This window comes from Kocuria salsicia (assembly GCF_039532055.1).
In the GTDB taxonomy this organism is placed as follows: Bacteria; Actinomycetota; Actinomycetes; order Actinomycetales; family Micrococcaceae; genus Kocuria; species Kocuria salsicia.
Genome location: NZ_BAAARF010000008.1, coordinates 23985 through 49948, shown reverse-complemented (window position 1 = coordinate 49948; position 25964 = coordinate 23985). Strand labels below are relative to the sequence as shown.

Sequence of the window (25964 nt, the reverse complement as noted above, 5' to 3'; positions counted from 1 at the left end):
GCCGCGGCGGTCCCACGGACGCGAGGGGGTTCTTGGGGGCAGTCTAGCGGCCCAGCTTGGCCTTCAACGGGGCCAGCAGGGTGGTGAACTCCTGGACGCGGAACACCTTCAGGGCCACCGCGTAGACCACGGCCATGACCGTGCCGCCCACCGCGAGGGTGATGATCGCCCACGCCTGGCCGTGCCACGGCAGGCCATCCGTGCGGTACCCGCCGAGCCACCAGAGCATCCCCGCGCCCGCGACACCCGCGACGAGTGCCGCAGCGAGGATCCGCGCGTGGCTGCCCACGATCCGCGAGAGGCCGTAGTCCCCGATCCGCCGGGTGAGGGCCACGTGGTAGATCACCGTGGCGAGGATGTTCTGCAGCGCGTAGCAGATGGCAATGGCGTAGACCATGTGCTCGGGACGGAATGCATGCCCGATGACCACGGCGCACAGCACCGTGAACACCGAGACTGCCAGCTGCACCACGAACGGCGTCCTGGCGTCCTCCTGCGCATAGAATGCCCGCCCGAGCATAAACGCGGTGGACATGAACGGCGCACCGATGGCGATGAGCGTGATGACCTGCCCGATCACGGCACCGGCGGCCGGGGCGTCGCCAGAGAACAGCATGCCCAGGGGCCCGGCGTAAATGATCAGCGCGACCATGCAGAACACGGTGGCCACACCGGTCACGCGCAGGCTCGAGGACAGCGAGCGCACGAGCGCGGCGCGGTCACCCTTGTCCACCGCGGCGGCCATGCTGTTGAACAGCACGGTGGCGATGGACAGCCCGATCACCCCGTGGGGCAGCGCGTAGAGCATGGTGGCCTGGTCCAGGACGGCCGTGCCCGCGATCGGAACGGGGGCACCCGGGCCGGGAGCGGCGTCGGACCGGGCGCCGGTGGGGATGGCGGCGGTGCGGTACAGGGCCATGAACGCGAGGTTCGCCACGACACCCGTGGCCAGCGTCCACCCGCCCAGCTTCCCGGCCGCGGCCAGGCCGATGCCGCGCCAGCCGAAGCGGGGACGGATCTTCAGACCCAGGCGGGCCAGGGGCCAGAACAGGATCAGGGCCTGCGCTGCCACGCCGACCGTGGCCATCACCACGAGCCAGAAGGTCTGCCCGGGGGTCCAGTTCTCCACCGTGTGGTGCTCCAGGCGGAAGGGGTGGAACTGGCGGATGAACACCAGCAGAGACGCGATGGCGATCAGGTTGTTGAGCACCGGGGCCCACATGTACGCGCCGAACGCCCCCTTGGCGTTGAGCACCTGCCCCACCACCGTGTAGAGCCCGTAGAAGAAGATCTGCGGAAACGTGATGAGCGCGAACGTGGTGCCCATGGCCAGCTGGGCGTCCGTCCACCCGGGGCCCATCAGGCGCATGATCGGGCCCACGCACACCACCACCGCAGTGGTGATCACCAGCAGCGCGATGACGGCCAGGGTGATCAGCCGGGAGATGTAGTCCGCACCCTCGTCCTCGGCCTTGGACGCCTTGATGATCTGGGGGACCAGCACGGCGTTGAACACGCCGCCGGCGATCAGCACGTAGATCAGGTTGGGCAGGGTGTTGGCCAGCTGGAAGACGTCCGCCATGGTGGTGGCGGAGCCGATGGCCACGGTGATGAGGAAGGTCTTCACGAACCCCAGGACGCGGGAGACCAGTGTCCCCGAGGCCATCACGGCGCTGGCGCGCGCCCCGGACTTCTGCATGGAACAAGGCCTCCTGCGCGAGGGGTGGGACCGTGTGCGGCGCACGACGGTTCGAGCGGGACCGCCCTACAGCTGGTGGATGATGTATTCCCTGGCGATGTCTGCGATCCGCCGTTCGTTGGGGAAGGACAGCTTCCGGCCGAGGTCGTCGATCCCGGACCACGCTACATCCACGGCCTCATGGTCCGGATCGTTCTCGGTGGTCAGATAGCCGCCGGTGGCCTCCAGCAGAAAGTGGTGGACGGTCTTGTGCACGCGGTGCCCTGCGACCGTGAACCAGTAGTCGATGCTGCCCAGGGGAGAGAGCACCCGGCCCTCGATCCCGGTCTCCTCCTCGATCTCCCGCACGGCGGCCTGCTGGTTGGTCTCCTCACCCTCGGGATGACCCTTGGGAAGGCACCACTCGAGGCGTCCGCCGCGGTTGATGCGGGCGATGATGGCCACGGGGTGAGTGGGGTCGGACAGGTTGACCACGATCCCACCGGCCGAGACCTCTTCCACCGTGGGCAGCGCAGAGACCGGTTGGTTCGGTCGCCTCTTGGGCGCGCTGGGTACGGGGAAAGCCATGGCCCCTACCTTAGCCACTTTCGCATGGCACTCCCTGATGGGCCAGGGGTGCCCAGGGGGCTGGGGTGGGGACGCTCACCGGGGACGACGCCGCTCGGGGCCTCCGCGCTCCCCTCGCCTCCGTGGGCCCAGGGTCCGCCGCCCCGCCCCGCTTCTCACAGCGCGCCCGGCACTGCGTGTGCGTCCCGCGTGCGCTCCGTCGCACGGTGGTCCGCGGCCCGGTGATGCGATAATGGCTCTCATCATGACGCAGCTGCCGGACACCTCCTCACTCCACCCCGTCTCGCGCGAGCTGGGGCGCCTCTTCGACCGGGCGGGCCACGAGCTCTCCCTGGTGGGCGGTCCCGTGCGGGACCTGCTGCTGGGCAGGGACGCCCTGGACCTGGACTTCACCACTGACGCGAGCCCGGACCAGACGCTGGCGATCATCCGAGACTGGGCGGACGCCCACTGGGAGATTGGCCGGGAGTTCGGGACCATCGGCATGCGCAAGGCCGGGATGCAGCTGGAGGTCACCACCTACCGCGCGGAGGACTACGACCCGGACTCGCGCAAGCCCACGGTGGCTTTCGGGGACGACCTCACGGAGGACCTGCGCCGCCGGGACTTCACGGTCAACGCCATGGCCCTGCGTCTGCCGGACATGGAGCTCGTGGACCCGTTCGGCGGCGTCAAGGACCTGGCCGCGGGGGTGCTGCGGACGCCCGGCACCCCGGAGGACTCCTTCACGGACGACCCCCTGCGCATGATGCGCGCCGCACGGTTCACGTCCCAGCTGGGCCTGGACGTGGTGGAGCCCGTGCGGGAGGCCATGACGGCGATGGCGCCGCGGCTGGAGATCGTCTCGGCGGAGCGCGTGCGCGAGGAGCTCGTGAAGCTGATCTGCGGCGCCCAGCCGCGCCGCGGCGTCGAGCTGATGGTGGAGACGGGGCTCGCGGAGATCGTGCTGCCCGAGGTGCCCGCCCTGCAGCTCGAGACGGACGCGGCGCACCACCACAAGGATGTCTACCAGCACTCCCTCACGGTCATGGAACAGGCCGCGGAGAAGGAGACGGGCCCGGACGGCCCCGTTCCCGCCCCGGACTTCGCGCTGCGCTTCGCGGCCCTGATGCACGACGTCGGCAAGCCGGCCACCCGGCGCTTCGAGCCCTCCGGGGCGGTCAGCTTCCGCCATCACGAGGTGGTGGGCGCCAAGATCACACGCCGGCGGATGAAGGCCCTGCGCTTCGACAACGAGACCATCAAGCGCGTCACACGCCTCGTGGAGCTGCACATGCGCTTCTACGGATACGGCGAGGCGGGCTGGACCGACTCCGCGGTGCGCCGCTACGTGCGCGACGCCGGGGACGAGCTTGAACGGCTGCACCGGCTCACCCGCTCGGACGTCACCACCCGCAACAGGCGCAAGGCCGCCCGGCTCGCCGCGCACTACGACGAGCTCGAGCGGCGCATCGACCAGCTCGCCGAGCAGGAGCAGCTCGAGGCCGTGCGCCCCGAGCTGGACGGGCAGCAGATCATGGCGGTCCTGGGCGTCCCGCCCGGGCCCGTGGTGGGCCGTGCCTACAAGTTCCTGCTGGAGATGCGCCTGGACGAGGGTGCTGTGGGGGAGGATGTCGCACGCGAGCGGCTCCTGACCTGGGCGCGCGAGAAGGGTGTTGTCGCCTCCTGACGGCGCGTGCGCGGCGTCGTCGTCGCAGGAGGTGGCGGCACTGCGTTCACGCGCCGCGGCGTGTGGATCACCCGCCCTCGTGGAACACTTGGGGCCAAACGTCGTCACGGCCGAGGAGTACCCGCATGAGCCTGGAAGGTGCGCGCAACAGGTCCGGAGGAAATGCCGGTCTGGTGCTGCTGGGCCTCGGCCTCTACACGGTCATGATGGCCTACCTGCTGCGCATCCCCTGCCGTGTGCCGGACTGGCACATGGCCGAGCAGGTTCCCCAGCTGTGCGCCACCGTGATCGGCACGGGGGACCTGGGCGTGCACTCCACGGACGTGGCCAACGGGTTCTTCACCGGTGGACCCACCGGAGACCAGCCGGTGCTCGTGGGCATGATCACCACCATCATCGGGTGGTTCGCTTCCAACCTCTCCTCCCTCATGGGCTTGGACGTGGGGCAGGGCTTCTACCTGGACCTCTCCCTGGTGCTTCTCGCCCTCGTGTGGCTCGCGATCGTGGCCGTGGTCTCCTCGCTCAGCGGCAACCGCCGCACGGACGCGCTGGTCATGGCGCTCGCACCCGTGATCGTGCTCGTGGGCTTCCAGAGCTGGGACCTGTGGGCCGTGCTGTTCATGATGCTCGCGCTGCTCGGCTACGTGCGCGGAAACCCGGCGCTCGCCGGGATCATGGTGGGTTTCGGCGCCTCTGTGGCGTTCTTCCCGGTGGTGGTGCTGGTGGCGATCCTCATCATGGCCGCGCGCCACCGCTTCCTGAAGGACATCGTCTCCGCGCTGCTGTGCGCGGTCATCGCGTGGGCGCTGATCAACGGCACGTACATGATCACCTCCTGGGACCGTTGGCGCGCCCAGTTCGGGGACATGGTTCGCTCGGACACGGAGCGCTCCTCCCTGTGGAACGTGTGGACCTCCGTGGTGGAGCCCCGCACCGGAACGAGCCTGGGCGACGGCGGCCAGTACGTGCTGCTGAGCATGGTCCTGGGCCTCGTGTTCGTCCTGCTCGTGGCGCTGCTGAGCAAGCGCGAGCCGTCCGTGGTGCAGGTCACCTTCCTGCTGCTCGCCCTCTACATCCTGCTGGCCAAGGAGTACTCGCTCAACTACGTGGTCTGGCTCGTGCCCCTCGTGATCCTGTGCCGGCGCAACTGGATCGAGTTCGGCCTGTGGCAGGTGGTGGAGATGCTCTACTGGGCCACCGTGGTGCTGCCCTCCTCCGCGTGGCCCACCTTGCCGTGGATCGAAGAGTTCGGCTGGAGCGCCCAGGACCTGCTGGCCGTGGTGCGCTACCTGTTCCTGATCTACCTGGTGGTGGCCGTGGTGGTGGACATGTTCCGCGGGCGCAAGGCGGCGGCGCTGGGCGCCTCGGCCGTGCAGTAGGGCGCGCACCGATGACCGACGGAGAGCGGGAGTCCTCCGCGCCCGTGAGCATCCCCGCGTGGAACACCCTGCGGCGTCCCCTCGCGCTCATCCTGGCGGTGGTGGTCGTGACCGTGGCGGCGTGGGCCGCGGTGGCCAACTACGTGGTCGTCGCCCGGGATCCCCGGGCACCGGTGGACGCCTACCTCGGCCACCTCGAGAACGGCAGCTCCCGCCAGGTCCTCGCACCCCTGCTCGTGGGCGGCGGCCAGAACCTCGCACAGCTGCTCCCCAACCGGGTCTACCGGGCGGCGGCCGACCGGCCGGTGGGGCACGATGTCGTGGGCACCATGGTGCAGGGCCGGCACGCCGTGGTCTCGGTGGACGTCCACCTGGGGGGCGGCTCCACGGTCCGGCGCACCTACACCGTGGAGCAGGTCAGCGCGTGGGGCCCGTTCAACGACGCCTGGCGCCTGCTAACACGCGACGACACCAGCGTGGAGGTGCGCATGCCCGGGCCCCTGGACGCACTCGCGGTCAACGGGGAGAAGGTCCGCCCGGACGCCGGGCACGTCACGTCACCGGACTCCTCGCGGCCGCACGCACGGGCCTGGCGCTTCGAGGCGCTGCCGGGACGGTACGACGTCGCGCTGCCGGGTGACTCCTACCTCCTCACCAAAGAACATGCCACTGCAGCAATATCTCTCACCGACCCGCGCCCGGCGGTGACCGAGGAGCTCACGGTGGCACCGTCCCCGCGCATGTGGCAGTCGGTGGAGACCGAGGTGCAGCGCACGCTCGGGGCGTGCGAGCGGGATCTGCAGTTCGACGCCGCGTCCTGTCCCGTGCCCCGGGAGCTGGAGCGGGCGACGTCGTCCGCGTCCGGGACCGCCAGCGCCTCACCGGACGAGGGCGGGCTGCCCGGGGGAGTCTCCAACGTCCGCTGGGAGGTGACATCCCGGCCCTCGCTCCTGCTGCAGCCGGACGCCGAGGAGCCCCTCGCGTTCCACGCGGCACGGTTCCGGGCGACCCAGGCGAAGGTGACGTGGCTCGAGAACGGGCGGCAGCGCAGCGGCACCGTGCGGTTCGGGATCGACGTGAGCGCCCGGAGCACCGGCGAGGAGCTCACCACCGAGGTGCGGTTGCGCTCAGCGCTGACCGACGCCGAGAAGTGAGTTTCACGCTTTTACCATGGAGGTGGCTGCACCACGGCAGCCGGGGACGAGGAGAGGGGTCCGCCATGGCCGATGAACCCGAGTACTACAGGGCCGAGCCGCTGCCCCCGCGCGACCAGAGTGCCCGCGGCTATGGCCAGGGCAAAGGGTTCGGACCCTCGGGCGGTTCCAGCCAGTGGGGCCAGGGTTGGCCCGTGAGCCAGCCCGTGAATGTCAACGTGGTGGGCGGGAAGTCCACCATGCTCGCCTACGTGCTGTGGTTCTTCCTGGGTCAGCTCGGGATCCACAAGTTCTACCTCGCGCAGCCCGTCCAGGGCATCTTCTACCTCCTGCTCGGCCTGATCGGCTGGGCCACCGTGGGCATCCTGGTCGGCTGGATCTTCCTGGTCCCGCTGTGGATCCTCATGTTCATCGACCTCTTCGTGATCCCCGTGCGCGTGGCCGTCCTCAACGCCCGGCTGGCCCGCCGGGTGGGTGGCTACTGAGGCGCCGCTGTAGTAAAGTAGGCAAGTCTGTGTGCCGTGCGTTCCACGTTGCCGGCACCGACATACGCACAGAACCTCCTGCTGTGGAGAGACCGCAGCCGCTTAGCCCGAAGGAGGTGGGTTCTTTACATGCGTGAATACGAACTGATGGTCATCCTCAACCCCGAGGTGGAGGAGCGCGCCGTCGAGCCGACCCTCAAGAAGTTCCTCGAGGTCGTCACCAAGGAGAACGGCACCGTCGACAAGCTCGACATCTGGGGCCGTCGTCGCCTGGCCTACGAGATCCAGAAGAAGTCCGAGGGCATCTACGCCGTGGTGAACTTCACCGCCGAGCCGCAGACCGCCAAGGAGCTGGACCGCGTCCTGAACCTCAACGAGGCCGTCATGCGCACCAAGATCATCCGTCCGGAAGAGCAGAAGATCCACGGCAAGTGAGTTGAGCGTGCACGTCCATCCGGACTGCACACCGCGTGCCCACGAACGGGGTCCCGCACCCCGACCGTGACATGCTTTTCAACTCACCGTGTCTCGTATCCAGCGTCCACAGAATCCGGAGGTTCACATGGCTGGCGACACCGTCATTACAGTGATCGGAAATCTGACTGCCGACCCCGAACTGCGCTTCACGCCGTCCGGAGCCGCCGTGGCCAACTTCACCGTTGCGTCCACCCCGCGTGCCTTCGACCGGCAGAGCAACGAGTGGAAAGACCAGGAAACTCTTTTCATGCGCTGCTCCGTCTGGCGTGAGGCCGCGGAGAACGTCGCGGAGTCCCTCACCAAGGGCACCCGCGTGATCGTCCAGGGACGGCTCAAGGCACGCTCGTACGAGACCAAAGAAGGGGAGCGCCGCACCAGCACCGAGCTGGAAGTGGACGAGATCGGCCCCTCCATGAGGTACGCGACCGCCAAGGTCAACCGGAACTCGCGCGGCGGAGGCAACTCCTACGGTGGGAACCAGGGCTTCGGCGGCGGTCAGGGCGGCTTCGGTGGAGGCCAGAGCAGCAACCAGGGTGGTTTCAACGACCAGCAGGGTGGCGGCTTCGGCGGAAACCAGGGCGGTCAGGGCGGCGGGTTCAACGGGAACCAGGGCAGCCGTGGCGGCCAGCAGCAGCGTCAACAGGGTGGTGACCCGTGGGGCCAGTCCTCCGGGGGCAACTACGACTGGGGCGCCGACTCCGAGGACGAGCCTCCCTTCTAAACCTCATCACAACCACCCATCCCGCAGGTCCGCCTGCGGGCTCCGCACCAGAAAAGGAGCACCACGATGGCCAAGGCTGAAATCCGCAAGCCGAAACCAAAGCAGAACCCGCTCAAGGCGGCCGACATCACCGAGATCGACTACAAGGATGTCGCCCTTCTGCGCAAGTTCATCTCCGATCGCGGCAAGATCCGCGCTCGCCGTGTGACCGGCGTGTCCGTCCAGGAGCAGCGCAAGATCGCCCAGGCGATCAAGAACGCTCGTGAAGTGGCACTGCTGCCCTACTCCGGCGCTGGCCGCTGATCAGAGAGGACTGAGAATTCATGGCAAAGATCATCTTGACCCAGGAAGTCTCCGGGCTCGGTTCCGCGGGCGACGTGGTGGACGTGAAGAACGGCTACGCCCGTAACTTCCTGTTCCCCCGCGGCTTCGCGACCCCGTGGTCCCGCGGCGCCGAGAAGCAGATCGACTCCATCAAGCAGGCCCGCGCCACGCGCGAGCTGCACTCCCTCGAGGATGCGCAGGCGCTCGCCGCCAAGCTCACCTCCACCACGCTGACCGTTCCGGTCAAGTCCGGTGCCGAGGGTCGCTTGTTCGGCACGGTCCGCGCCGGTGACATCTCCGCCGCAGTGGAGAACGCCGGTCTCGGCTCCATCGACAAGCGTCGCGTGGACCTCACCCAGCGCATCAAGACCACCGGTGTCTACCAGGCCGTGGTCCACCTGCACGAGGACGTCAACGCGAACATCGAGTTCGAGGTCGTGCCCGCCTGATCACCAGGCGATCACGCACCGCGCGCTGAGGAACTGCCCTCCGTGTGACGGCTCAACGAAGGAACCCCGTGGCTTCGGCCGCGGGGTTCCTTCGTGTCCAGGGCGGGTGAGCCGTGGTGCTCGACGATCCCACCCGCGTGGACACGTGCGTCGCCGCGCCCGTCCAGTCACCGTGGAGCGGGGCATGGCACCATGTCTGGGTGAGCATGAGAGCCTCCCGTCCGAGAACCGGCAGAAAACTGTTCTGGGCCGCATTCGCGTGCGCGATCCTCACCCCGCTGCTCTTCCTGGGAGGCTTCACGACCGGCAACGGCTTCGGGTCGCATACAGCCATGACGATCCTGTTGGTGGGGATGGTGCTGAGCGTGGTCACGTCCCTGGTGACGTTCGTCATGGGGGTCGCGGGAACCGTGGCGTTCCCGGCGCTGCGCGGGCGCTACGTGCTGGTGCTGGTGCTGTCCGTGGTGTTCTCGCCCCTGCTCTGGCTGCTGCTGTTCGCGCTGTTCGCCTGAGTTCTCCCCAGAGGGGGCGGTTTTCCACAGCCGAGTCCACATGCTGTGCACACCGCCGCACGGCGTGTTCCACAAGATCTCCACAGAGTTTTCCACAGGTTGTGAATGACTGACCTCGCCTGGGTACGACGACGCCGGCTGTTCGCCCGTGGCCCCCACCGGGAGACGGCTGGGGGAGCTGGAAGCCAGCCGCGCGGCGGCGTCGTCCCGGCTGCGTGACGGCGCTTCTGCGCGTCTGAGGGCGGTGCGAGAATGTACCGGGCGCCGCACCGGGTGGGCGCCTCCGACGTGATGAAAGTGGGTAAGGGTGTCCGAATACTCCTCCGGGCCGCGCGAGGACTACGGCCGCACCATGCCGCACGACAACCAGGCCGAGCAGTCGGTGCTGGGCGGGATGATGCTCTCCAAGGACGCCATCGCGGACGTGGTGGAGGTGCTGCGCGGCGTCGACTTCTACAAGCCGGCGCACGAGAACATCTACGATGCCGTGGTCTCCCTCTACGGGCGCGGCGAACCGGCGGACGCCATTACCGTGGGGGACGAGCTCACCAAGAACGGTGAGATCGAGCGGATCGGCGGGATCGCGTACCTGCACTCGCTGATCGCCTCAGTGCCCACGGCCGCGAACGCGGGGTTCTACGCGGAGATCGTGCGCGAGCGCGCCGTCCTGCGGCGGCTCGTGGAGGCAGGCACCAAGATCGTGCAGCTGGGCTACGCGCACGACGGCGAAGTGGACGACATCGTCAACGAGGCCCAGGGCGAGATCTACCAGGTGGCCGAGCGGCGGACCGCGGAGGACTATGTCCCGCTGAAGGACGTCATGGAAGCCACCGTGGACGAGATCGAGGCCGCGGGCAGCCGCTCCGGGATGCAGGGCGTGCCCACCGGGTTCGTGGAGCTGGACGAGCTCACCCACGGGTTCCAGGGTGGGCAGATGATCGTGATCGCGGCGCGACCGGCCATGGGCAAGTCCACGCTCGCGCTGGACGTGGCGCGCTCCGCGTCCATCAAGCACGGGATGACCTCGGTGATCTTCTCCCTGGAGATGAGCCGCAACGAGATCGCGATGCGTCTGCTCTCCGCGGAGGGCACGCTGAACATGCAGGACCTGCGCGCGGGCACGCTGCAGGACGACCAGTGGGCGAAGATCGCGCAGATCATGGGCAAGATGAACGAGGCGCCGCTGTTCATCGACGACTCCCCGAACATGTCCCTCATGGAGATCCGCGCCAAGTGCCGCCGGCTCAAGCAGAAGCACGACCTCAACCTGGTGATCCTGGACTACCTGCAGCTCATGAGCTCCGGGAAGAAGGTGGAGTCCCGTCAGCAGGAGGTCTCCGAGTTCTCCCGTGCCCTCAAGCTCCTGGCAAAGGAGCTGGACGTGCCCGTGGTGGCGCTGTCCCAGCTGAACCGTGGCTCCGAGCAGCGCCAGGACAAGAAGCCGCAGGTGAGTGACCTGCGTGAATCGGGGTCAATTGAGCAGGATGCGGACATGGTCATCCTGCTGCACCGCGAGGACGTCTACGACAAGGAGTCCCCGCGCGCCGGTGAGGCGGACGTGATCGTGGCCAAGCACCGCAACGGTCCCACGAAGACGATCGTGGTGGCGTTCCAGGGCCACTACTCACGGTTTGCGAACATGGCGCTGGAGGGGTTCTAAAGTCTTCAGCTCCCCGTCTTGTGCTGCGTCGCGGGCGAGCCGAGCTGCGCCTTGCGTCCAACCTCCCACACCCTGGGATCGCACCCACCTCGCCCGTAACCGCCCCGTCCCACTACGCTTGGTCGGTGCTCACCACCGAACAGGCTGCTTACAAACTCGCCTTCCAGATTGCGGACGCCCTGATTCGCAGCGGGGCCGGGTCCGCCAACACCACCAAGTCCCTGCTGTCGATCTTTCGCAAGACGGACCTTCGGGACGTCACGGTGAGCGTGGGCCTGGGGCAGGTGACCATCAGCCACCAGGATGCGCCGGACGAGGCGCCGAGCACTCGCGTGTTCGAGTCCCAGCCCGGGACCCTGGACATCCAGCTGCGCACGGCCACGGGCGAGGTGCTGGAGGACTTCGTGCTCGGCCGGATCTCTGCAGAGGAGGGGATCCAGCGCATGGACGAGATCCTCGCGGAGTCCCGGCACATCGGCCACCGTCTGACGATGACCGGTTTCGCGATGTTCGGTGTCGGGTTCGCTCTCATCCTGGGCGGAAGCTGGCCCACCGCCATCACGGCCGCGATCGTCTCCGCGGTCGTCTACGGGGTCTACGCCCTCGTCCAGCGCGTCAAGGCCCCCGAGGTCTTCAGCCTGGCGGCCGGGGGGCTGACCGCGGTGCTGGGGGCGACCGTGGCGGGGGTGCTCTTCGACATCACCCAGACGGCCGTGTGCATCGTGGCCGCGCTGGCCGCGTGGCTCGCGGGGATCGCCGCGTACGGTGCGGTGCACGACGTCATCACCGGGTGGTACGTCTCCGCCTCCGGGCGCATCTTCGAGGCCATAACGAGCACTGCCGGTCTGGTGGCCGGTGTGACCATCGGGATCCACGCCATGCGGCCGCTCGTGGGGGACTCCGTGGACTACATCGAGACGCTGCAGATGGACGACTCCCGCTGGGCCCTCACCGTCCTTGGTGCCGCCGTGGTCTCCGCCGGTTTCGCGCTCGCCTCGGGTGGTCGTGGGTGGAAGCTGGTGTCCCTCGGACTCTTCGGCGGTCTGGTGCAGCTGGGCGTCCTGGCCATCACCTCTCTGGGCATCAGCTCCTTCGGTGCCATCCTGATCGCCTCGATCGTCGCGGGCATCCTGAGCGTCACCCTCACCCGCGCCCTGAACCTGGCCTCGAACGCCACGCTCATGGTCGTCCTGCTCCCGCTGTTCCCGGGAATGCTCGTCTACCAGGGTGTCCTGGGCGTGATCTTCGGCCTCGAAGACGCCGGGGAGAACGTCCTCGAGGCCGCGATCACCGCATTCTGCCTGTGCATGGGCGGCATGCTCGGGCAGTACGTGGCGTCCGAGATCCTCTGGGCCGGGCGGCGTCGCCAGTTCGTGCGTCACCACCCGGGCCAGAAGTTCCGCCGCGAGATGGCGAACGAGGAGAACTTCAGCGACATCATGGTTCCGATCTTCTCCAAGCCCTTCACCAGCTGACGCGGGCGCAGATCAAGCTGGGGCGGTCCGCGCTGCGCGCCCGGCGGCGGGGTGGGTCCTGCCCGCGTCCGCCCCGCCGCGGAGGCCGCTACTTCCCCATGGCCTCGGCCACGCGCTCCACGAGCCCTCGCATGTTGGCGAGCGTGCGCTCTGCGCGCTCCTCCGGGCTCATGGTCTCCTCCATCTGCCGGATGCCCTCGGGCTTCCGCCGCCCCAGTGTGTAGTCGCTGCACGCCAGGTTCGAGCACACGTAGGTGCCCACGGAGTTGTAGCGGTCCTTCGCGGTCTTGGAGCGCTGGATCGATACCAGTGAGACGCCGCTGGCCGGGTGCAGCGTCAGACAGATCTGGCACATGCGGGCGCCGCCGCTCGTTTTCTGCGCGTTCTTCTCGAGCACCAGTCCGCGCAGCCCGTCCTCGGTCTCGACGACGACGTAGCCCGCCCGCGGCGACTTCGGGTCGTACCAGCCCAGGAAGATCTGGGACTCCCAGTCCCCGTGGAGCACGTCCTGCGGGATGTTGATGCGCTGCGCGGCGCCCTTGGAGCAGTTGACGAAGCTCTTGCGGATCTCGGTTTCTGTATGCGTATTCATGTTATTTGGTCCTTCGAGGATTGCCTTTCCCTGCCTGCCACGTGCGGGTCAGGACGGCGCGCGGGCGCCCGGGTGTCAAGGGGCGCGGTGGGGGAGGGCGGCGTCGTCGTGCCGTGTGGTGCGGGAGGGCGACGGCGTTCGGCGCGCTCGTGGAGCACGGTCGCCGCGGGGAGGTGGAAAGGGGTGGGTGAAAGCGCACGACGGGGTGGTCTTCACCCGCCGCGTCCGGTCAGCGCTGTCTAGTGCCGGCGTTGAAGAAGCCGGCAACCCCCTGACGCACGAAAGCCTCGTTCCTCCACGGCTGTGGATCTCGAAAACGTACGGGGACAGTTTAGCTCCACCGTGGGGCTGCCCACCACCTGGCATCGGGTCGCCCAGAAGGGTATCCCGCTGGAGGTGAGCGTCAAGTTCCCATACTCGTAGAAGTCAAGAATTTACAAGTGGGTATTGCCTCCTTTCCCCGTGTTTCTAAGGGGCAGAGGCTCCGATGTTCAAATCTGTCTGATCCCCGGATAAATTTTGATACATGCAACCCATGGTCTTCCCCGAGGTCGATTTCGCGAGTGCGCTCGTGACGGATCTGTTCGCCCTGGAGCGGGTGCGCGTGGATTTTCGTACTGAGCACCTTGATGACCCTCTTGGCCTGGAGCTGCGCAGGCTGTTCCAAGGTCTCACGAGCGTCATGTCGGCACGCATCGAAGGGAACCGGACCACGGTGGCGGATGTCGTGGCCGAAGCCCGGCGGGCCGCGGCCACGGGAAAGCCAGCAGCAGACGCCGTGCGAGAGATTCTGCAGCTGGAGCAGGCAACTGACTACATGGACGAGTTGGCAGCCCATGGAAGGCTGTCCCTGACTCATGGGCTGATCCGTGAACTCCACCAGCTCGCTGTGCAGGGACTCGAACGTGAGGGTGACGAGCACCCGGGCAGCTATCGAACAATCCCCGTCGGGATCGCTGGAGCGTCCCACGTCCCGCCCGCACCAGGGTCCGTCCAGGCGGACATGGACCAGCTCCTGGAGTTTGCAAACAAGGAAGTGCCCGCACAGCACCAACTCCTCCAGATCGCGCTGGTCCACCACCGGTTCGTCTGGATACATCCGTTTGCCAATGGTAACGGGCGGGTCTCACGCCTGCTGACGTACGCCATGCTGAGCAACCAGGGCTACACCTCCAGGAGCGCCGCGCGTCCGCTCAACCCCACAGCCGTTTTTGGTGCCGACCGGCAGTCGTACTACGACCACCTCGCGGGAGCGGACTCCCTGAGCCCGGAGGGGGTGCTGGCCTGGGCCGGGTATGTGATCCACGGCCTCAAGGACGACATGGACAGGGTCAGTCGGCTTGCTGCCCCCCGCTTCATTTCCGAGGAGGTCGTGGTGCCCTCGGTCAATGCCGCCCTCGCGGCGGGGGAGCTCACGGAGACGGAGGCAGATGTGATCTACGCGGTGGCGCGCCAAGGGAAGGCCAAAGCGGGCGATCTCGAGGACGTGATCAAGGGGTCTCCGTCGAACAGGAGCCACCGTCTGCGCCGCATGGTCGAGTCCGGGTTGCTACAGAAGATGTCAGGGCCGGGGCGGTACGTGGTGAGTCTGCATCGCAACGTTCTGACCAAGCACGTGGTGCACCGCCTCAACCAGTTGGACATGCTCCCGGCTATCCTGCGTGACTGAGGCGCGGGACTGTCCACCCGACGGCAGGTGAGCGCACAGTACCCCAGTGCTCAGCACCTACCCTGGAGGCATGACTTCCTCCGCCACTGCCACCACATCCCTGGGCGTCCTGCAGGAGGTTTTCGGGTACGACGCCTTCCGTGGGGAGCAGGCGGAGATCATCGAGCAGGTGGTGGTCGGTGGGGACGCCGTGGTGCTGATGCCCACCGGCGGCGGCAAGTCCCTGTGCTACCAGATCCCCGCCCTGTTGCGGGACGGCACGGGCGTGGTGGTCTCCCCGCTGATCGCGCTCATGGCGGACCAGGTGGCCGCGCTCGAGGCCGTGGGTATCCGCGCCGCGTACCTCAACTCCACCCTGGAGCCCTACGAGGCGCAGGAGGTGGAGCGGCAGCTTCTCGCCGGGGACATTGACCTGCTCTACATGGCCCCCGAACGGCTCATCCTGCCGCGCACCGTTGAGCTGCTGAAGCGCGCACCGATCGCCCTGTTCGCGATCGACGAGGCGCACTGCGTCTCCCAGTGGGGGCATGACTTCCGCCCCGACTACATGGGGCTGTCCGTGCTTGCGGACGCCTTCCCGGACGTTCCCCGCATCGCACTCACCGCGACCGCCACCCGGGCCACCCACCAGGAGATCACCGAGCGGCTGCGCATGGAGAACGCGCGGCACTTCGTCTCCAACTTCGACCGCCCCAACATCCAGTACCGGATCGAGTCCAAGGACCGCGCGAAGGACCAGCTGCTGCGGCTCATCCAGTCGGAGCACCCGGGGGAGGCGGGCATCGTCTACTGCATGTCCCGCAAGAGCGTGGAGTCCACCGCCGCGTGGCTCAGCGCCCGCGGGGTCGACGCCATGCCCTACCACGCGGGTCTCGACGCCGCGGTGCGCCAGGACACGCAGGTGCGGTTCCTGCGGGAGGAGGGAATCGTCGTCGTCGCCACGATCGCGTTCGGCATGGGCATCGACAAGCCGGACGTCCGCTTCGTCGCCCACCTGGACCTGCCCAAGAGCATTGAAGGCTACTACCAGGAGACAGGCCGCGCCGGACGCGATGGTATGCCCGCAACGGCATGGATGGCATACGGCCTAGGCGACGTGGTCAACCAGCGGCGCATGATCGACCAGGGCGACGGATCTGACCTGCACAAACGCAATGCGCGCTCGCACCTGGACGCCATGCTCGCCCTGTGCGAGACCACGGACTGCCGCCGCGTGCAGCTGCTGCGGTACTTCGGCCAGGACTCCGAGCCGTGCGGCAACTGCGACACGTGCTTGAACCCGCCCAAGGTCTGGGACGCCACCGTGCCCGCCCAGAAACTGCTGTCCACCCTCATCAGGCTGCAGCGCGAACGCGGTGAGCAGTTCGGCTCCGGCAAGGTCTTCGACATCCTGCTGGGCCGCAGCAACGAGCGCACGGAGGCGTCGCGCCACCAGGAGCTGAGCGTGTGGGGGATCGGGCAGGACCTCTCCGAGCGGGAGTGGCGCTCGGTACTGCGGCAGCTGCTTGCCCGCCGGGTCGTGGAGGCCGTGGGGGACTTCGGCGTGCTGGTTCCCGGACCGCAGGCGGGTCCCGTGCTGCGCGGTGAGGGCACCCTGGAGCTGGCGGTGGACAGGGCGCCGACGGCGCGCGCGAACGGACGCGCCCGCAGCGGCGGGGGCAGCGGGCGCTCGCGGGCTGCGGACACCCTGGACGAGGCCGCAAAGGAGACCTTCGAGGCGCTGCGGGAGTGGCGGACATCGGTGGCCAAGGAGAAGCAGATCCCGCCCTACATGGTGTTCTCGGACGCCACGCTCGTCGGCATCGTGGAGGCCACCCCGGCCTCGACTGCGCAGCTCAGCGGCATCAGCGGAGTGGGCGCCAAGAAGCTCGCCGAGTACGGGGACGCCGTGTTGGAGGTGCTGGGCTCCTCGGGGTCCTGACGGCGAGAACTGCCCCGGCCGTTCGGCGTCAGTCGGAGGTGGTAGAGGATATGCGGTCCACGATGGCCTCGGCCACGGCGGGGGCCTCGCGCTCGGGCAGCCAGTGCCCGGCATCGAGTTCGAGGAACTTGTACGGCGCGTGCACGTACACCTCGGTCTCCTCCGCGGCCGTTCGGCCCAGGGCGGGATCCCGGTTGCCCCACACGAACGTGGTGGGCACCGTGATGATGCCGTTTCCGGCATTCTTACCGGTCACACCGTCCTTGCGCAGCATGGCGCGGTACCAGTTGATGGGCCCGCGCAGGTCGTCCGCGGTGGCGAAGCGACGCTCGTAGCGTTCCGCGGCCTCCTCGGGGATGCCCGCACGGCGGGTGAGGGGTCCCACGCGACCGGCGAGCAGACGCTCCGGTGCGGCGGGGATCTGGAACATGCCGATGTACCAGGATTTCTTGAGCTGGTCCGGGGTCTTGAGCGCGTGCCCGAGCGCGGTGGGGTGCGGGGTGGACAGCACGGTCAGCGAGGTCACCCGCTCCGGTGCGCGCAAGGCGATGTCCCAGGCGAGCACCCCGCCCCAGTCGTGGCCCACCAGGTGGAACTGCTCCGCTCCGGCCTCGTCCGCGAGGGCCAGCGCGTCCCCGGAGAGCTCCTCGCGGCGGTACGCGGCCAGCTCGGTGGGTCGGGCGCCCGGGGAGTACCCACGCTGGTCCATGGCGAGAGTGCGCAGCCCCTGCGCGTTCAGCCGTGCGGCGACGTCGTCCCAGCCGCGGGCGTCCTGCGGGAAACCGTGCAGCAGCAGGACCACGGGGCCGTCCTCCGGGCCCTGGTCGAGAACGTCGAACGTGAGTCCCTGTCGTGTGAAGCTGGTGATCCGAGTCATGCCTCCACCCTATGGCGCACGGAGGGGCTCGTCAGCCGTGGCCCCGGGCCTGGGGTGCGTCTGCGTCGGAGCGGGTCTAGAAGAACACGATGACGCGCCAAGTGATGGCCAGGACGATGATCGGTGGCCCGACCACGGCCGGTCCGATCGGCACGACCTTGCCCACGGCGCCCTCACCGGGGCGCTCGCGGTCGAGGTGCTCTCCGGGCGGGAGCCCGTGGTGCGGGTGCTGCGCGCGGCGGCCGCTCACCGGGAGCTGCCCGTGTACCTGTTGAGCCGCCAAGTGCGGTTCGTGGCCGTCACGCAGGAGGCGCACCGCCGGATCGCCGCGCGCCAGCTCGAGCAGCTGGAGACGGACCGCCGCATCCACGAGGTCTTCACCCAGCTGACCCTGGAGGCCGCTCCGGTCCAGCGGATCGTTGCGGAAGCCGGGCGGCTACTGGGTGCCGAGGTCGTGTGGTGGCGGCGTGCGGCGGCGCCGTGCTCGATGCGCTCGCGTGGGCGCTGGGCCGGGAGCGCCCGACGGCGCTTGCTGGCCGTCTCGGCGCTGCCTCCGTGGCCGTGCTGGTGCCGCTGGCCGTGCGCACACCTCAGGACGCCGTGGTGGAACGGGTGCTTACGGCGGCGGAGCAGCGCCTGGAGGGAGCGTGGCGGGTGCTCGCAGGGGTCTCCGATCCAGAGTCGGTGATGATCGGCGCGGCCGCCCGCCTGGACGAGGCCGGAATGATCGCGGAGGCCGCGGTGTCCCTGCTCGTGCGGGACGGTTGCGCGGAAGGTGGCCCCTCGCAGGACGGGACCGTGGCGGACCGCGCGGCACGGCACGACGCCGCCCGGTCCGGTTCTGTGCGCTCCGGTTCCGCTCGGCGGCGGTGCCTCCGCGCACAGGACGTGCGGCTGCGCGGGCTGCTCGCGATGCTGCGCGGGGACGAGCGCGTGCAGATGTTCGCGCGCGGAACCCGGGAGCGTCCTGGACGTGGAGCGCCACGAGAACCGTGAGCTGTTGACGCAGTTCCTGGCGTGCGGCGGGAACAAGAGCCTGCTGGCCCAGCGGATCCACCTCTCCCGCCCGGCGCTCTACGGGCGGCTGGCCCGGCTGGAACGCAGGCTGGGGGTGTCGCTGGACGATCCGGAGTCGCGGACGTCCCTGCACGTAGCGCTGCTGATCACGGAGGTGGAGGGGGCTGAGGACGGCCCGGGCGGCGTCGTGCGCTAGGACTCGGTGGGGTAGTCGCGCGGCCAGCTGTGGCCGAGGGTGGCCTCCACGCTCTCGTTGAAGCGGCGGGTGAGACGGGCCAGCGCGGTGACGTCCTCCTGCGGCCAGTCCGCAATGAAACGCTGGTAGGACTCGCGGCGGACCTCCAGTTCCTCCGCAAGACGGTGCACGCCCTCCTCGGTGGGTTGGTGCTTCTTGGCGACGCCGCCCTCAGGGTCCTTGATGCGCTCGATCAGACCGCTCTTCATGGCGGCTGCGACCTGCCGGTGGACGGTGGAGATGTCCAGACCGAAGGACTGGGCCAGCTCGGCCACGCTCATGGGGCCGCCGGCCTGCAGGCGGGCGAGGAGCACGGTGGAGCTGCGGTCCAGCGCCTCCCGGCGGGACTGGGGTGGTGCTCCCTGGAGGGCGTATCTCGAGAGCAGCATGTTCTCGTAGACGAGTTCGCTCACTGAGTCATCGCTGTGCACGGTTCCATCCTTTCATCCCCGGGTGGACGGCTTCCGAGGGGCTGCCGCCGTGGCAGCTCTCAACGGTAGGCGGGGCGGAAAGGCGGCGGAGCGGCGTCGTCGGCAAAAATTGCATAATACAAATCCTGGGGTACTATCTTGCACTATACAAATCTGAAAACTCCAGGAGGTGCCCGTGTCGGTCGACACGAAGGACGACGTTCCCACAGGTCAACTGCCGGTTGTGGTGGAGCAGGCCATGCCCGGTCCCGCGCACTCGGCGGGCCCGGCACGGCTGGTCACGCCCACGTTCGTGGTGGCGTGGGTGGTCAACTTCCTGCAGTACCTGACCTTCTACATGCTGGTCACCACCATGGCGCTGTACGCGGTGAAGAGTTTTGCGGCCTCGGACGCCGTGGGCGGTTTCGCGTCCAGCGCGTTCGTGGTGGGGGCGACCGTCGCGCGGTTGGTCTCCGGATACCTCGTGGACATCCTTGGCCGCCGGAAGATGCTGCTGATCGCGCTCGTCGTCGTGGCCGTGGCGTGCGCGCTGTACCTGCCTGCCGGGTCTCTGCCCGTGCTGATCGGGGTGCGTCTGCTGCACGGTTTCGGGTACGCGTTCGCGAGCACCGCCGTCATGACGATCGCGCAGTCCGTGATCCCCGACTCCCGCCGCGGCGAGGGCACCGGGTACTTCGCGCTGGGCACCACGCTGGCCACTGCGGTGGGGCCCGCGCTGGGGCTCTTCCTGGTGGGCTCGCTGAACTACACGTGGCTGTTCTGGACGACCCTCGTCACCGCCGTGCTCGGCCTGGTGCTGGGTGTCTTCCTGCGGGAGCCCCTGGTCAAGCGTGAAGCCCAGGCCAACCAGGAGGTGGACAAGCAACGCGCGGCCTTCTCGCTCAGCGACATCGCCCACCCGGCAGTGCTGCCCATCGGCTCCTTCATGCTGGTGGTGGGCGTCTGCTACGCGGGCGTCATCACCTACCTCAACGCCTATGCCGAGGACCGCGGAGTCACCACCGGCGCCGCCCTGTTCTTCGTGGCGTACGCCGTGGCCATGCTGATCATGCGCCTGGTGCTGGGCAAGGTGCAGGACCAGCGCGGCGACAACGTGGTGGTCTACCTGGGCCTCGTCTGCTTCGCTGTGGCCCTGGGCATCCTGGCGGTGGCCAAACAGGACTGGCAGGTGGTCGTGGCCGGCGCCATGACTGGTCTGGGCTACGGCACGCTCATGCCGGCCGCGCAGGCCATCGCCGTGAACGCGGTGCCCGCCCACAAGCTGGGCACCGGCATCTCCACGCTGCTGCTGCTCATGGACGTGGGCGTGGGCGTGGGTCCCGTGATTCTGGGTCTGTTGCTCTCCGCCGCCGGTTTCGGGGCCATGTACGCGGTTCTTGCCGTGCTCGTAGTCGTTGCCGCCGTGCTGTACCACGCGGTGCACGGCCGGCACCCGCACGCCAAGCGGGGGCGGCTGGCGGTGGACTGACGTTCGCTCTTTCCTCCGTGCTTCTTTGGGGCCCGTGGCGTGTGCCGCGGGCCCCCTTTCTGTTGCGCGGCTGCTTCGGGGGGGGGCGACGACGCCGCGGGGCCGGTTGGGCGTGCGTTGTTGCCTCTGCGCCGGGCGGTGCCCTCTCTTAGAGCCTGTTCCTGAACCTGCTGGGCGCTGGGCTCGAGGCCGAGCTGGCGGGGTGGGCAGGTGGTAGAAAGGCGGAACTCCCGGTAGAGAAGTGATTGTCGAGATCGCTGCTCTGCCCAGGAGTTCCTTGCATGAAAGTGTGCCGCACCCTGCCCGAGGACACCACCACCGAAACCGCCGGCGCACCCCGGTGCTGTCGGTTGGCCCCGCTCCACGCCCACCGCCCCCGACGGGCGCGGCGGTACCCGACGGATCTGAGCGACGCCCAGTGGGCGATCATCGAGCCACTGCTGCCCGACCCGGGGTTCCTGGCCGGGGCCGGGGGACGGCCCGAGTCCTGGTGCCGACGGATCATCGTGGACGCGATCCTCTACGTCGTGGACAACGGCATCAAATGGCGGGCGCTACCGGTGGACTTCCCGCCCTACTCCACGGTGTTCAACTACTTCGCGGCCTGGGAGAAGACCAGGGCCACCGCTCGTGTGCTGGATGCGCTACGGGACCGGATCCGCCTCGCCGACGGCCGGGCCGCGGAGCCAACGGCGGCAGTCATCGACTCAGCCTCGGTGCGCGGGGCCGCCACCGTCGGAGCCGGCACCCGCGGCTTCGATGCGGGAAAGAAGGTCAACGGCCGCAAACGCCACATCATCGTGGATACCCTCGGACTGCTGCTGGCGGTGGTGGTCACCGGCGCCGGAGTCCAGGACCGTGACGGAGCCAAGCCACTGCTCGAGCTGTTGACTGCCTCCCGCCACAAGGTACGGCTGGTGTGGGCCGACGGCGGCTACGCGGGGAAGCTGGTGGCCTGGGCCGGCGATACTCTCGGTCTGACCCTGCGGATCGTCAAGCGCAGCGACCTGCCCGGGTTCCAGGTCCTGCCCCGGCGCTGGGTCGTCGAACGCACCCTGGCCTGGATCGCCTCCCACCGCCGGTGCGTGCGCGACTACGAACGACTCCCGGCCCACCACGAGGCGATGGTGCGCTGGGCGATGATCCGCACCACCAGCAAACGCCTCGCCCGAAAGGTTTAGGAACAGACACTTAGAGTCGATCCATGGAATCCTCGCCGTTACATTTCAAAGAGTGGGACGCCCCCACCGGAGTTAAGGCCTCTGCGTTGTTCGACGCGGGGCTCACCTATGGAATCTATGTCCTCGTGTTTGCCAATGGCGAGGAGTACGTGGGCAAGACGGTGAATTTCCCTCGCCGCTTCATGGACCATCGCCGACGGTGGTCGGACATCGTGTCCGTGAGGTTCGCGCCGGTTATTGCAGAGGATCTCGACCGGATGGAACGCGCCGTCGTGTCCGCGCGAGAAGCTGACGGGGTCCTCCTACGCAACCTCTTGCTCCTCTCACATCCGCTCGGGAGTTCACGTCTGGACGTGCTGATCGACAAGCAGGCCCAGGCGGAGTGGCTGACAGCGGATGAGGACTACACGGGACTGCGCGTCGACCCGCAAAGAATTGCCCTTGCGCGCCGCAGGTTGCGTTCGCGGAACAAGCTGGACCAGCTCATGTGTCACCCTCAGGGTGATGCCGTGGTGGCTACCGTGGCGGCTTATATCAGCGCGGTCATCCCGTCGCCGGATGTGGGGGAGGGAACGTCCTGGACCTTGACGGCCATGCCACACACCTCGAAGGGCCCACGGAATCGACGGTTGGCCACCCTCAGCATCCACAGCGTGGAAGTGCTGTTCCTGGGGGAGTGGAGGGGCGATGCCGGTGAGTGGGTGCCCTACACGGTTCTCAACATAGGGCCCCACGGGGATCTGCCGGCCGAGATCACCGCACTCGTCACCACCCACGGGCGTTACCGCTCAGCGGGTACGGTGAGGTCGGTTGAACTGGAGGGTTTCCATGCCGTCCCCGAGTTGCTGCGGATCCCCGGTGTCCTGCGTGCCGCACGATCACTGGCGCTGGGCCAACTGCGGAAAGGGCGGGGTGCATTTTCACGGTTCCATAACGATGCTTTCGCCGATACAGTGTTCGCATCTATGAGCGGGGGTAAAGACGGCTAATCGCCGAGCCTGTTGTGGTAATTGAAGGTTCGGGAGGCCGGGCGTGAGCTGCATCTCAGCGGCGGCGGATGTGCGGGGATCGCTATTCGAAGAAATCCTCGTCTACGGCTAAGACATCAAAGGTCTGCCTCACCTGCACTCCCACCCGGTACTTGAGCATCAAGGCCACCAGGCGCTCGCCATCGATGAGGACGGGGCGAGAGGGGACTACTGCGGCGTAGTCTTTCGCGCCCGCAGTAAATGTGCTTGTGGTGATAAAGATGCCCTTCGTTGCGCCCTTACCATGAAGTGCGCCCACGAAGGCCTGAATTGCCTCCCGGCCTACGGTGTTCTTCTCTGCGTAGCGCTTGGCCTGGATGTAAATCTGATCGAGGCCCAGGGGGTCCTGGTCAATGACCCCGTCTACACCCCCGTCTCCAGACCCGCCAATGCGGCGCCCTCGTTTGTCCGCCCCGCCGTACCCCATTTTCAGAAGCACCTGCACAACCGCCTCCTCAAAGAAATCGGGGTGGGTGCCGCGCAGGCGTTCCAAGAGATCTTCCGCTGTCTCGGCCGTGAGCTGGTTAATCCCTTCGTCGATTTTTTCAAGGGGGTCTAGCTCTGCCACCTTTGGCGTTGTCGTGCTGTTCGACTGCTTCGAGACCTCCGGGCTCCAGAACGGCTTGAAGTATTGGTTGGCCTCTCTGAATGTCATGCCTCTCGGATGTTCCTTGGTCCATGCCCGTCCCGCATCATTGAGCCGGTAGTACCCCCGCGCAGGGCGATCCACCAGGTTTGCGCGGGATAAATGGCTCAACACCCACTGCATGCGCTGTTCATATCGGAGGCCGCCCGTGTTCAACTGTTCACTCTTGGCGGAGTCGCTCAATCCGGCGGCTTCGGCGGCGCGATCAAATATGTCCTTGCGGTGCAGGTTTTCCCCGGATGTCATGACCGATAAAACGGGCCTCAGGAGCTCCGGCCACGTGGGAACTTCGGTAGGGCGAGCATCAGGGGATGTCATGTGGAACCGCCTTGAGGTATGAATAAGTTCATGCAACCGACTGCGACCTGTCCAGTGTAGAGATGGCTGTGCCAGCACCCGATCAACGCATGGAAAGAAAACCATATCAATAATACCCCCCCAGGGTATATAGTCGATGGCATGAACACGCCCGCCACCACCCACCCCACCGATCACTCGGACTCCCTCTCGGGCCACGACATGTACGACCACGCCCCCTCCAGCCACGCAGGCCACGACATGTCCAACATGGCCGCCAGCGCCACCCTCCACTGCCTCACCGGCTGCTCCATCGGTGAGATCCTCGGCCTGATCCTGGCCACTGTGTTCGGGTGGGGCAACGTCACCAGCACTGCCGTGGCCATCGCCCTGGCCTTCGTGTTCGGCTACGCCCTGTCCTCCCTGCCCCTGCTGCGCTCGGGCATCAGTGTGGGCCAGGCCCTGCGCCTCGTGCTCGCCGCGGACACCGTCTCCATCCTCACCATGGAGGTCGTGGACAACCTCGTCATGTGGCTGGTCCCCGGCGCCATGGACGCCGGCCTGCTGGACGCCCTCTTCTGGGGCTCCATGGCGCTCTCCTTGGTCATTGCGTACTTCGCCGCGTACCCGGTGAACAAGGCCCTGCTGCGCCGCGGCAAGGGCCACGCCATCACCCACCACGCCTCCGGTGGTGGCCCCATGGACAACCGCCCCCTGGCGTACGGCATCAGCGCGTTCATGCTGGGCGGCTTCGTCGCCTCCCTCGGCACCCTCTTGTAGGGAACCACCACAGCGGGGCCCCGCTGCCACCGCGTACTCCCACCAGAAACCCGCCTGTACCGGGGTCCAGCAACCCGGGCGGGCCACCCGAAAGGATCCGTCTCATGCGTCGACTTCCCCTCACCCTCGCCGGTCTCGCCATCCTGGTGACCGCCACCGCCTGCTCCGCCGGTTCCGATTCCGCGGACCACTCCGCCCACGAGGGCCACGAGACCAGCGCGACCTCCATCGCGACGAGCCAGGCGACGTCGTCCTCCGCGAGTGGCACGCCCAGTGCGAGCCAGGGCGGGCACGAGCACGGGCAGGAGCACATGCACGCCATGGACGGCGGCCCCGCCCCAGAGGGCATCGCCGCCGCGGAGAAGCCCACCTACCCGGTGGGCACGCAGGTCACGCTGACCGCCGACCACATGGAGGGCATGAAGGGCGCCCCGGCCACTGTGGTGGGCGCTTACAAGACCGTGGCCTACGCCGTGAACTACACCCCCACGGACGGTGGGCCCGAAGTCACCAACCACAAGTGGGTCGTCCAGGAGGAACTCCAGGGTGCCGGTTCCGAGCGCCTCGCGGACGGCACCGAGGTCACCATCGAGGCGGACCACATGCCCGGCATGAAGGGCGCCACGGGCACCGTTGCCTCCTCCACCACCCAGACCGTCTACATGGTGGACTACAAAGCGGACGGCATGACCATGACCAACCACAAGTGGGTCGTGGAGAAGGAGATGAAGCCCCGCGGTTGATTCCACCGGGCGAGGTGTCGTCTCCCACCAACCTGTATGTCTTCGAATACTCTTGGCCTCATCTCCTCCGCTGCTGCGGATTCGGAGCGTGTCCATCCCCCCAGACACACGGAGCGCCCTCGTGAGCCCTGCGCAGCTCTCCATCCTCGTGGCGGACGACGACCCCGATATCCGGGACCTCGTGGTCTTCAAACTCGAACAGGCAGGGTTCGCCGTGCGGGCCGTGGCGGACGGCAGCGCTGCTCTGACCGCACTGGAGGACCTCACCCCGGACCTCGTGGTGCTGGACGTGATGATGCCGGGGCTCAGTGGCCTGGACGTCCTGCGGCAGATCCGGACCATGGACCGGCTGGACGGGGTCAAGGTGCTGCTGCTGACCGCGCGCGCCCGGGACACGGACGTGGACGACGGCTACAACACGGGCGCCGACGACTACGTGACCAAACCTTTCAGCCCGCGCGAGCTGCTGCACCGGGTCAACTCGATGCTCGGCCGGGGGCGGTGAGCT

At 67.8% G+C, this 25964-nt stretch carries 28 protein-coding genes; 21 read left to right on the top strand and 7 right to left on the bottom strand.

Annotated elements, in window-relative coordinates:
- Positions 1-43: 43 nt before the first annotated feature.
- Positions 44-1699, bottom strand: a complete 1656-nt coding sequence (gene murJ, locus ABD264_RS07385; RefSeq protein ID WP_290500340.1) for a murein biosynthesis integral membrane protein MurJ — start codon at positions 1697-1699, stop codon at positions 44-46.
- A 66-nt stretch (positions 1700-1765) separates the two neighbouring features.
- On the bottom strand, positions 1766-2266 hold the full coding sequence (locus tag ABD264_RS07380) for an NUDIX domain-containing protein (protein ID WP_055086106.1): 501 nt from the start codon (positions 2264-2266) through the stop codon (positions 1766-1768).
- Positions 2267-2510: 244 nt separating this feature from the next.
- Between ABD264_RS07380 and ABD264_RS07375 the strand changes: the two genes are divergently transcribed.
- The 11 genes from ABD264_RS07375 to ABD264_RS07325 all read left to right on the top strand — a co-directional run bounded on the left by ABD264_RS07375 (position 2511) and on the right by ABD264_RS07325 (position 12571).
- Positions 2511-3935 carry a CCA tRNA nucleotidyltransferase gene (locus tag ABD264_RS07375; protein WP_244944840.1) on the top strand — a complete coding sequence of 475 codons (1425 nt, stop codon included), beginning with the start codon at positions 2511-2513 and terminating at the stop codon, positions 3933-3935.
- A gap of 125 nt (positions 3936-4060) precedes the next feature.
- Positions 4061-5314: a glycosyltransferase 87 family protein gene (locus ABD264_RS07370; RefSeq protein ID WP_094393256.1), complete on the top strand. Its 1254-nt coding sequence runs from the start codon at positions 4061-4063 to the stop codon at positions 5312-5314.
- A gap of 11 nt (positions 5315-5325) precedes the next feature.
- Complete coding sequence (locus ABD264_RS07365; RefSeq protein WP_055084968.1) at positions 5326-6468, top strand: hypothetical protein; 1143 nt, start codon at positions 5326-5328, stop codon at positions 6466-6468.
- 65 nt (positions 6469-6533) lie between these two features.
- Positions 6534-6953 (top strand): TM2 domain-containing protein, encoded by a 420-nt coding sequence (locus ABD264_RS07360; RefSeq protein ID WP_344205238.1) that lies wholly within the window; start codon positions 6534-6536, stop codon positions 6951-6953.
- A 129-nt stretch (positions 6954-7082) separates the two neighbouring features.
- Complete coding sequence (gene rpsF / locus ABD264_RS07355) at positions 7083-7388, top strand: 30S ribosomal protein S6 (RefSeq protein WP_055084970.1); 306 nt, start codon at positions 7083-7085, stop codon at positions 7386-7388.
- Positions 7389-7515: 127 nt separating this feature from the next.
- Complete coding sequence (locus tag ABD264_RS07350) at positions 7516-8151, top strand: single-stranded DNA-binding protein (protein ID WP_094393259.1); 636 nt, start codon at positions 7516-7518, stop codon at positions 8149-8151.
- 66 nt (positions 8152-8217) lie between these two features.
- Positions 8218-8454, top strand: a complete 237-nt coding sequence (gene rpsR / locus ABD264_RS07345; RefSeq protein WP_055084974.1) for a 30S ribosomal protein S18 — start codon at positions 8218-8220, stop codon at positions 8452-8454.
- A gap of 20 nt (positions 8455-8474) precedes the next feature.
- The gene (rplI, locus tag ABD264_RS07340; protein ID WP_055084976.1) at positions 8475-8924 is read left to right on the top strand and encodes a 50S ribosomal protein L9; all 450 of its coding nucleotides are present in this window, start codon (positions 8475-8477) and stop codon (positions 8922-8924) included.
- Between the two features lie 206 nt (positions 8925-9130).
- On the top strand, positions 9131-9436 hold the full coding sequence (locus tag ABD264_RS07335) for a hypothetical protein (RefSeq protein WP_055085003.1): 306 nt from the start codon (positions 9131-9133) through the stop codon (positions 9434-9436).
- A 352-nt stretch (positions 9437-9788) separates the two neighbouring features.
- Entirely contained in the window at positions 9789-11096 is a 1308-nt protein-coding gene (gene dnaB / locus ABD264_RS07330; protein WP_055085005.1) for a replicative DNA helicase, read from the top strand.
- Between the two features lie 125 nt (positions 11097-11221).
- A complete protein-coding gene (locus tag ABD264_RS07325; RefSeq protein ID WP_186366738.1) occupies positions 11222-12571 on the top strand; it encodes a threonine/serine exporter family protein in 1350 nt (449 codons plus the stop codon).
- A gap of 88 nt (positions 12572-12659) precedes the next feature.
- On the opposite strand, the gene ABD264_RS07320 is transcribed toward ABD264_RS07325, so the two are convergent.
- Positions 12660-13163 (bottom strand): FBP domain-containing protein, encoded by a 504-nt coding sequence (locus tag ABD264_RS07320; RefSeq protein WP_145011206.1) that lies wholly within the window; start codon positions 13161-13163, stop codon positions 12660-12662.
- 526 nt (positions 13164-13689) lie between these two features.
- Between ABD264_RS07320 and ABD264_RS07315 the strand changes: the two genes are divergently transcribed.
- Together ABD264_RS07315 and recQ are read left to right on the top strand one after the other, a co-directional pair.
- A complete protein-coding gene (locus ABD264_RS07315) occupies positions 13690-14832 on the top strand; it encodes a Fic family protein (RefSeq protein ID WP_144941559.1) in 1143 nt (380 codons plus the stop codon).
- Positions 14833-14902: 70 nt separating this feature from the next.
- A complete protein-coding gene (recQ, locus tag ABD264_RS07310; RefSeq protein WP_344205231.1) occupies positions 14903-16753 on the top strand; it encodes a DNA helicase RecQ in 1851 nt (616 codons plus the stop codon).
- A gap of 28 nt (positions 16754-16781) precedes the next feature.
- Here recQ and ABD264_RS07305 read toward each other — a convergent pair whose 3' ends face one another.
- Complete coding sequence (locus tag ABD264_RS07305) at positions 16782-17630, bottom strand: alpha/beta fold hydrolase (protein WP_344205230.1); 849 nt, start codon at positions 17628-17630, stop codon at positions 16782-16784.
- A 76-nt stretch (positions 17631-17706) separates the two neighbouring features.
- Entirely contained in the window at positions 17707-18000 is a 294-nt protein-coding gene (locus tag ABD264_RS07300) for a hypothetical protein (RefSeq protein WP_344205228.1), read from the bottom strand.
- Between the two features lie 86 nt (positions 18001-18086).
- Between ABD264_RS07300 and ABD264_RS07295 the strand changes: the two genes are divergently transcribed.
- Entirely contained in the window at positions 18087-18626 is a 540-nt protein-coding gene (locus ABD264_RS07295; RefSeq protein WP_344205226.1) for a hypothetical protein, read from the top strand.
- A 4-nt stretch (positions 18627-18630) separates the two neighbouring features.
- Positions 18631-18843, top strand: coding sequence for a helix-turn-helix domain-containing protein (locus tag ABD264_RS07290; RefSeq protein WP_303106193.1), 213 nt, complete (start codon positions 18631-18633; stop codon positions 18841-18843).
- Here ABD264_RS07290 and ABD264_RS07285 read toward each other — a convergent pair.
- Positions 18840-19313 carry a MarR family winged helix-turn-helix transcriptional regulator gene (locus ABD264_RS07285; protein WP_098055728.1) on the bottom strand — a complete coding sequence of 158 codons (474 nt, stop codon included), beginning with the start codon at positions 19311-19313 and terminating at the stop codon, positions 18840-18842. The two genes, ABD264_RS07290 and ABD264_RS07285, sit on opposite strands and share 4 nt — an antisense overlap.
- A 175-nt stretch (positions 19314-19488) precedes the next feature.
- Here ABD264_RS07285 and ABD264_RS07280 point away from each other — a divergent pair, with 175 nt between their 5' ends.
- From ABD264_RS07280 to ABD264_RS07270, 3 genes are all read left to right on the top strand, one after another.
- A complete protein-coding gene (locus ABD264_RS07280; RefSeq protein ID WP_344205219.1) occupies positions 19489-20781 on the top strand; it encodes an MFS transporter in 1293 nt (430 codons plus the stop codon).
- Between the two features lie 281 nt (positions 20782-21062).
- The gene (locus tag ABD264_RS07275) at positions 21063-21962 is read left to right on the top strand and encodes an IS5 family transposase (protein WP_303106195.1); all 900 of its coding nucleotides are present in this window, start codon (positions 21063-21065) and stop codon (positions 21960-21962) included.
- A 23-nt stretch (positions 21963-21985) separates the two neighbouring features.
- Positions 21986-22951 carry a GIY-YIG nuclease family protein gene (locus tag ABD264_RS07270; RefSeq protein ID WP_303106196.1) on the top strand — a complete coding sequence of 322 codons (966 nt, stop codon included), beginning with the start codon at positions 21986-21988 and terminating at the stop codon, positions 22949-22951.
- Positions 22952-23033: 82 nt separating this feature from the next.
- Here ABD264_RS07270 and ABD264_RS07265 read toward each other — a convergent pair whose 3' ends face one another.
- On the bottom strand, positions 23034-23954 hold the full coding sequence (locus tag ABD264_RS07265; protein WP_317582310.1) for a restriction endonuclease: 921 nt from the start codon (positions 23952-23954) through the stop codon (positions 23034-23036).
- A 141-nt stretch (positions 23955-24095) separates the two neighbouring features.
- Here ABD264_RS07265 and ABD264_RS07260 point away from each other — a divergent pair, with 141 nt between their 5' ends.
- The 3 genes from ABD264_RS07260 to ABD264_RS07250 all read left to right on the top strand — a co-directional run bounded on the left by ABD264_RS07260 (position 24096) and on the right by ABD264_RS07250 (position 25961).
- Complete coding sequence (locus tag ABD264_RS07260) at positions 24096-24713, top strand: DUF4396 domain-containing protein (protein ID WP_224764854.1); 618 nt, start codon at positions 24096-24098, stop codon at positions 24711-24713.
- Between the two features lie 104 nt (positions 24714-24817).
- Positions 24818-25456, top strand: a complete 639-nt coding sequence (locus ABD264_RS07255; RefSeq protein WP_344205212.1) for a YdhK family protein — start codon at positions 24818-24820, stop codon at positions 25454-25456.
- Positions 25457-25577: 121 nt separating this feature from the next.
- Positions 25578-25961 carry a response regulator transcription factor gene (locus ABD264_RS07250; RefSeq protein ID WP_344205210.1) on the top strand — a complete coding sequence of 128 codons (384 nt, stop codon included), beginning with the start codon at positions 25578-25580 and terminating at the stop codon, positions 25959-25961.
- Positions 25962-25964 lie beyond the last annotated feature (3 nt).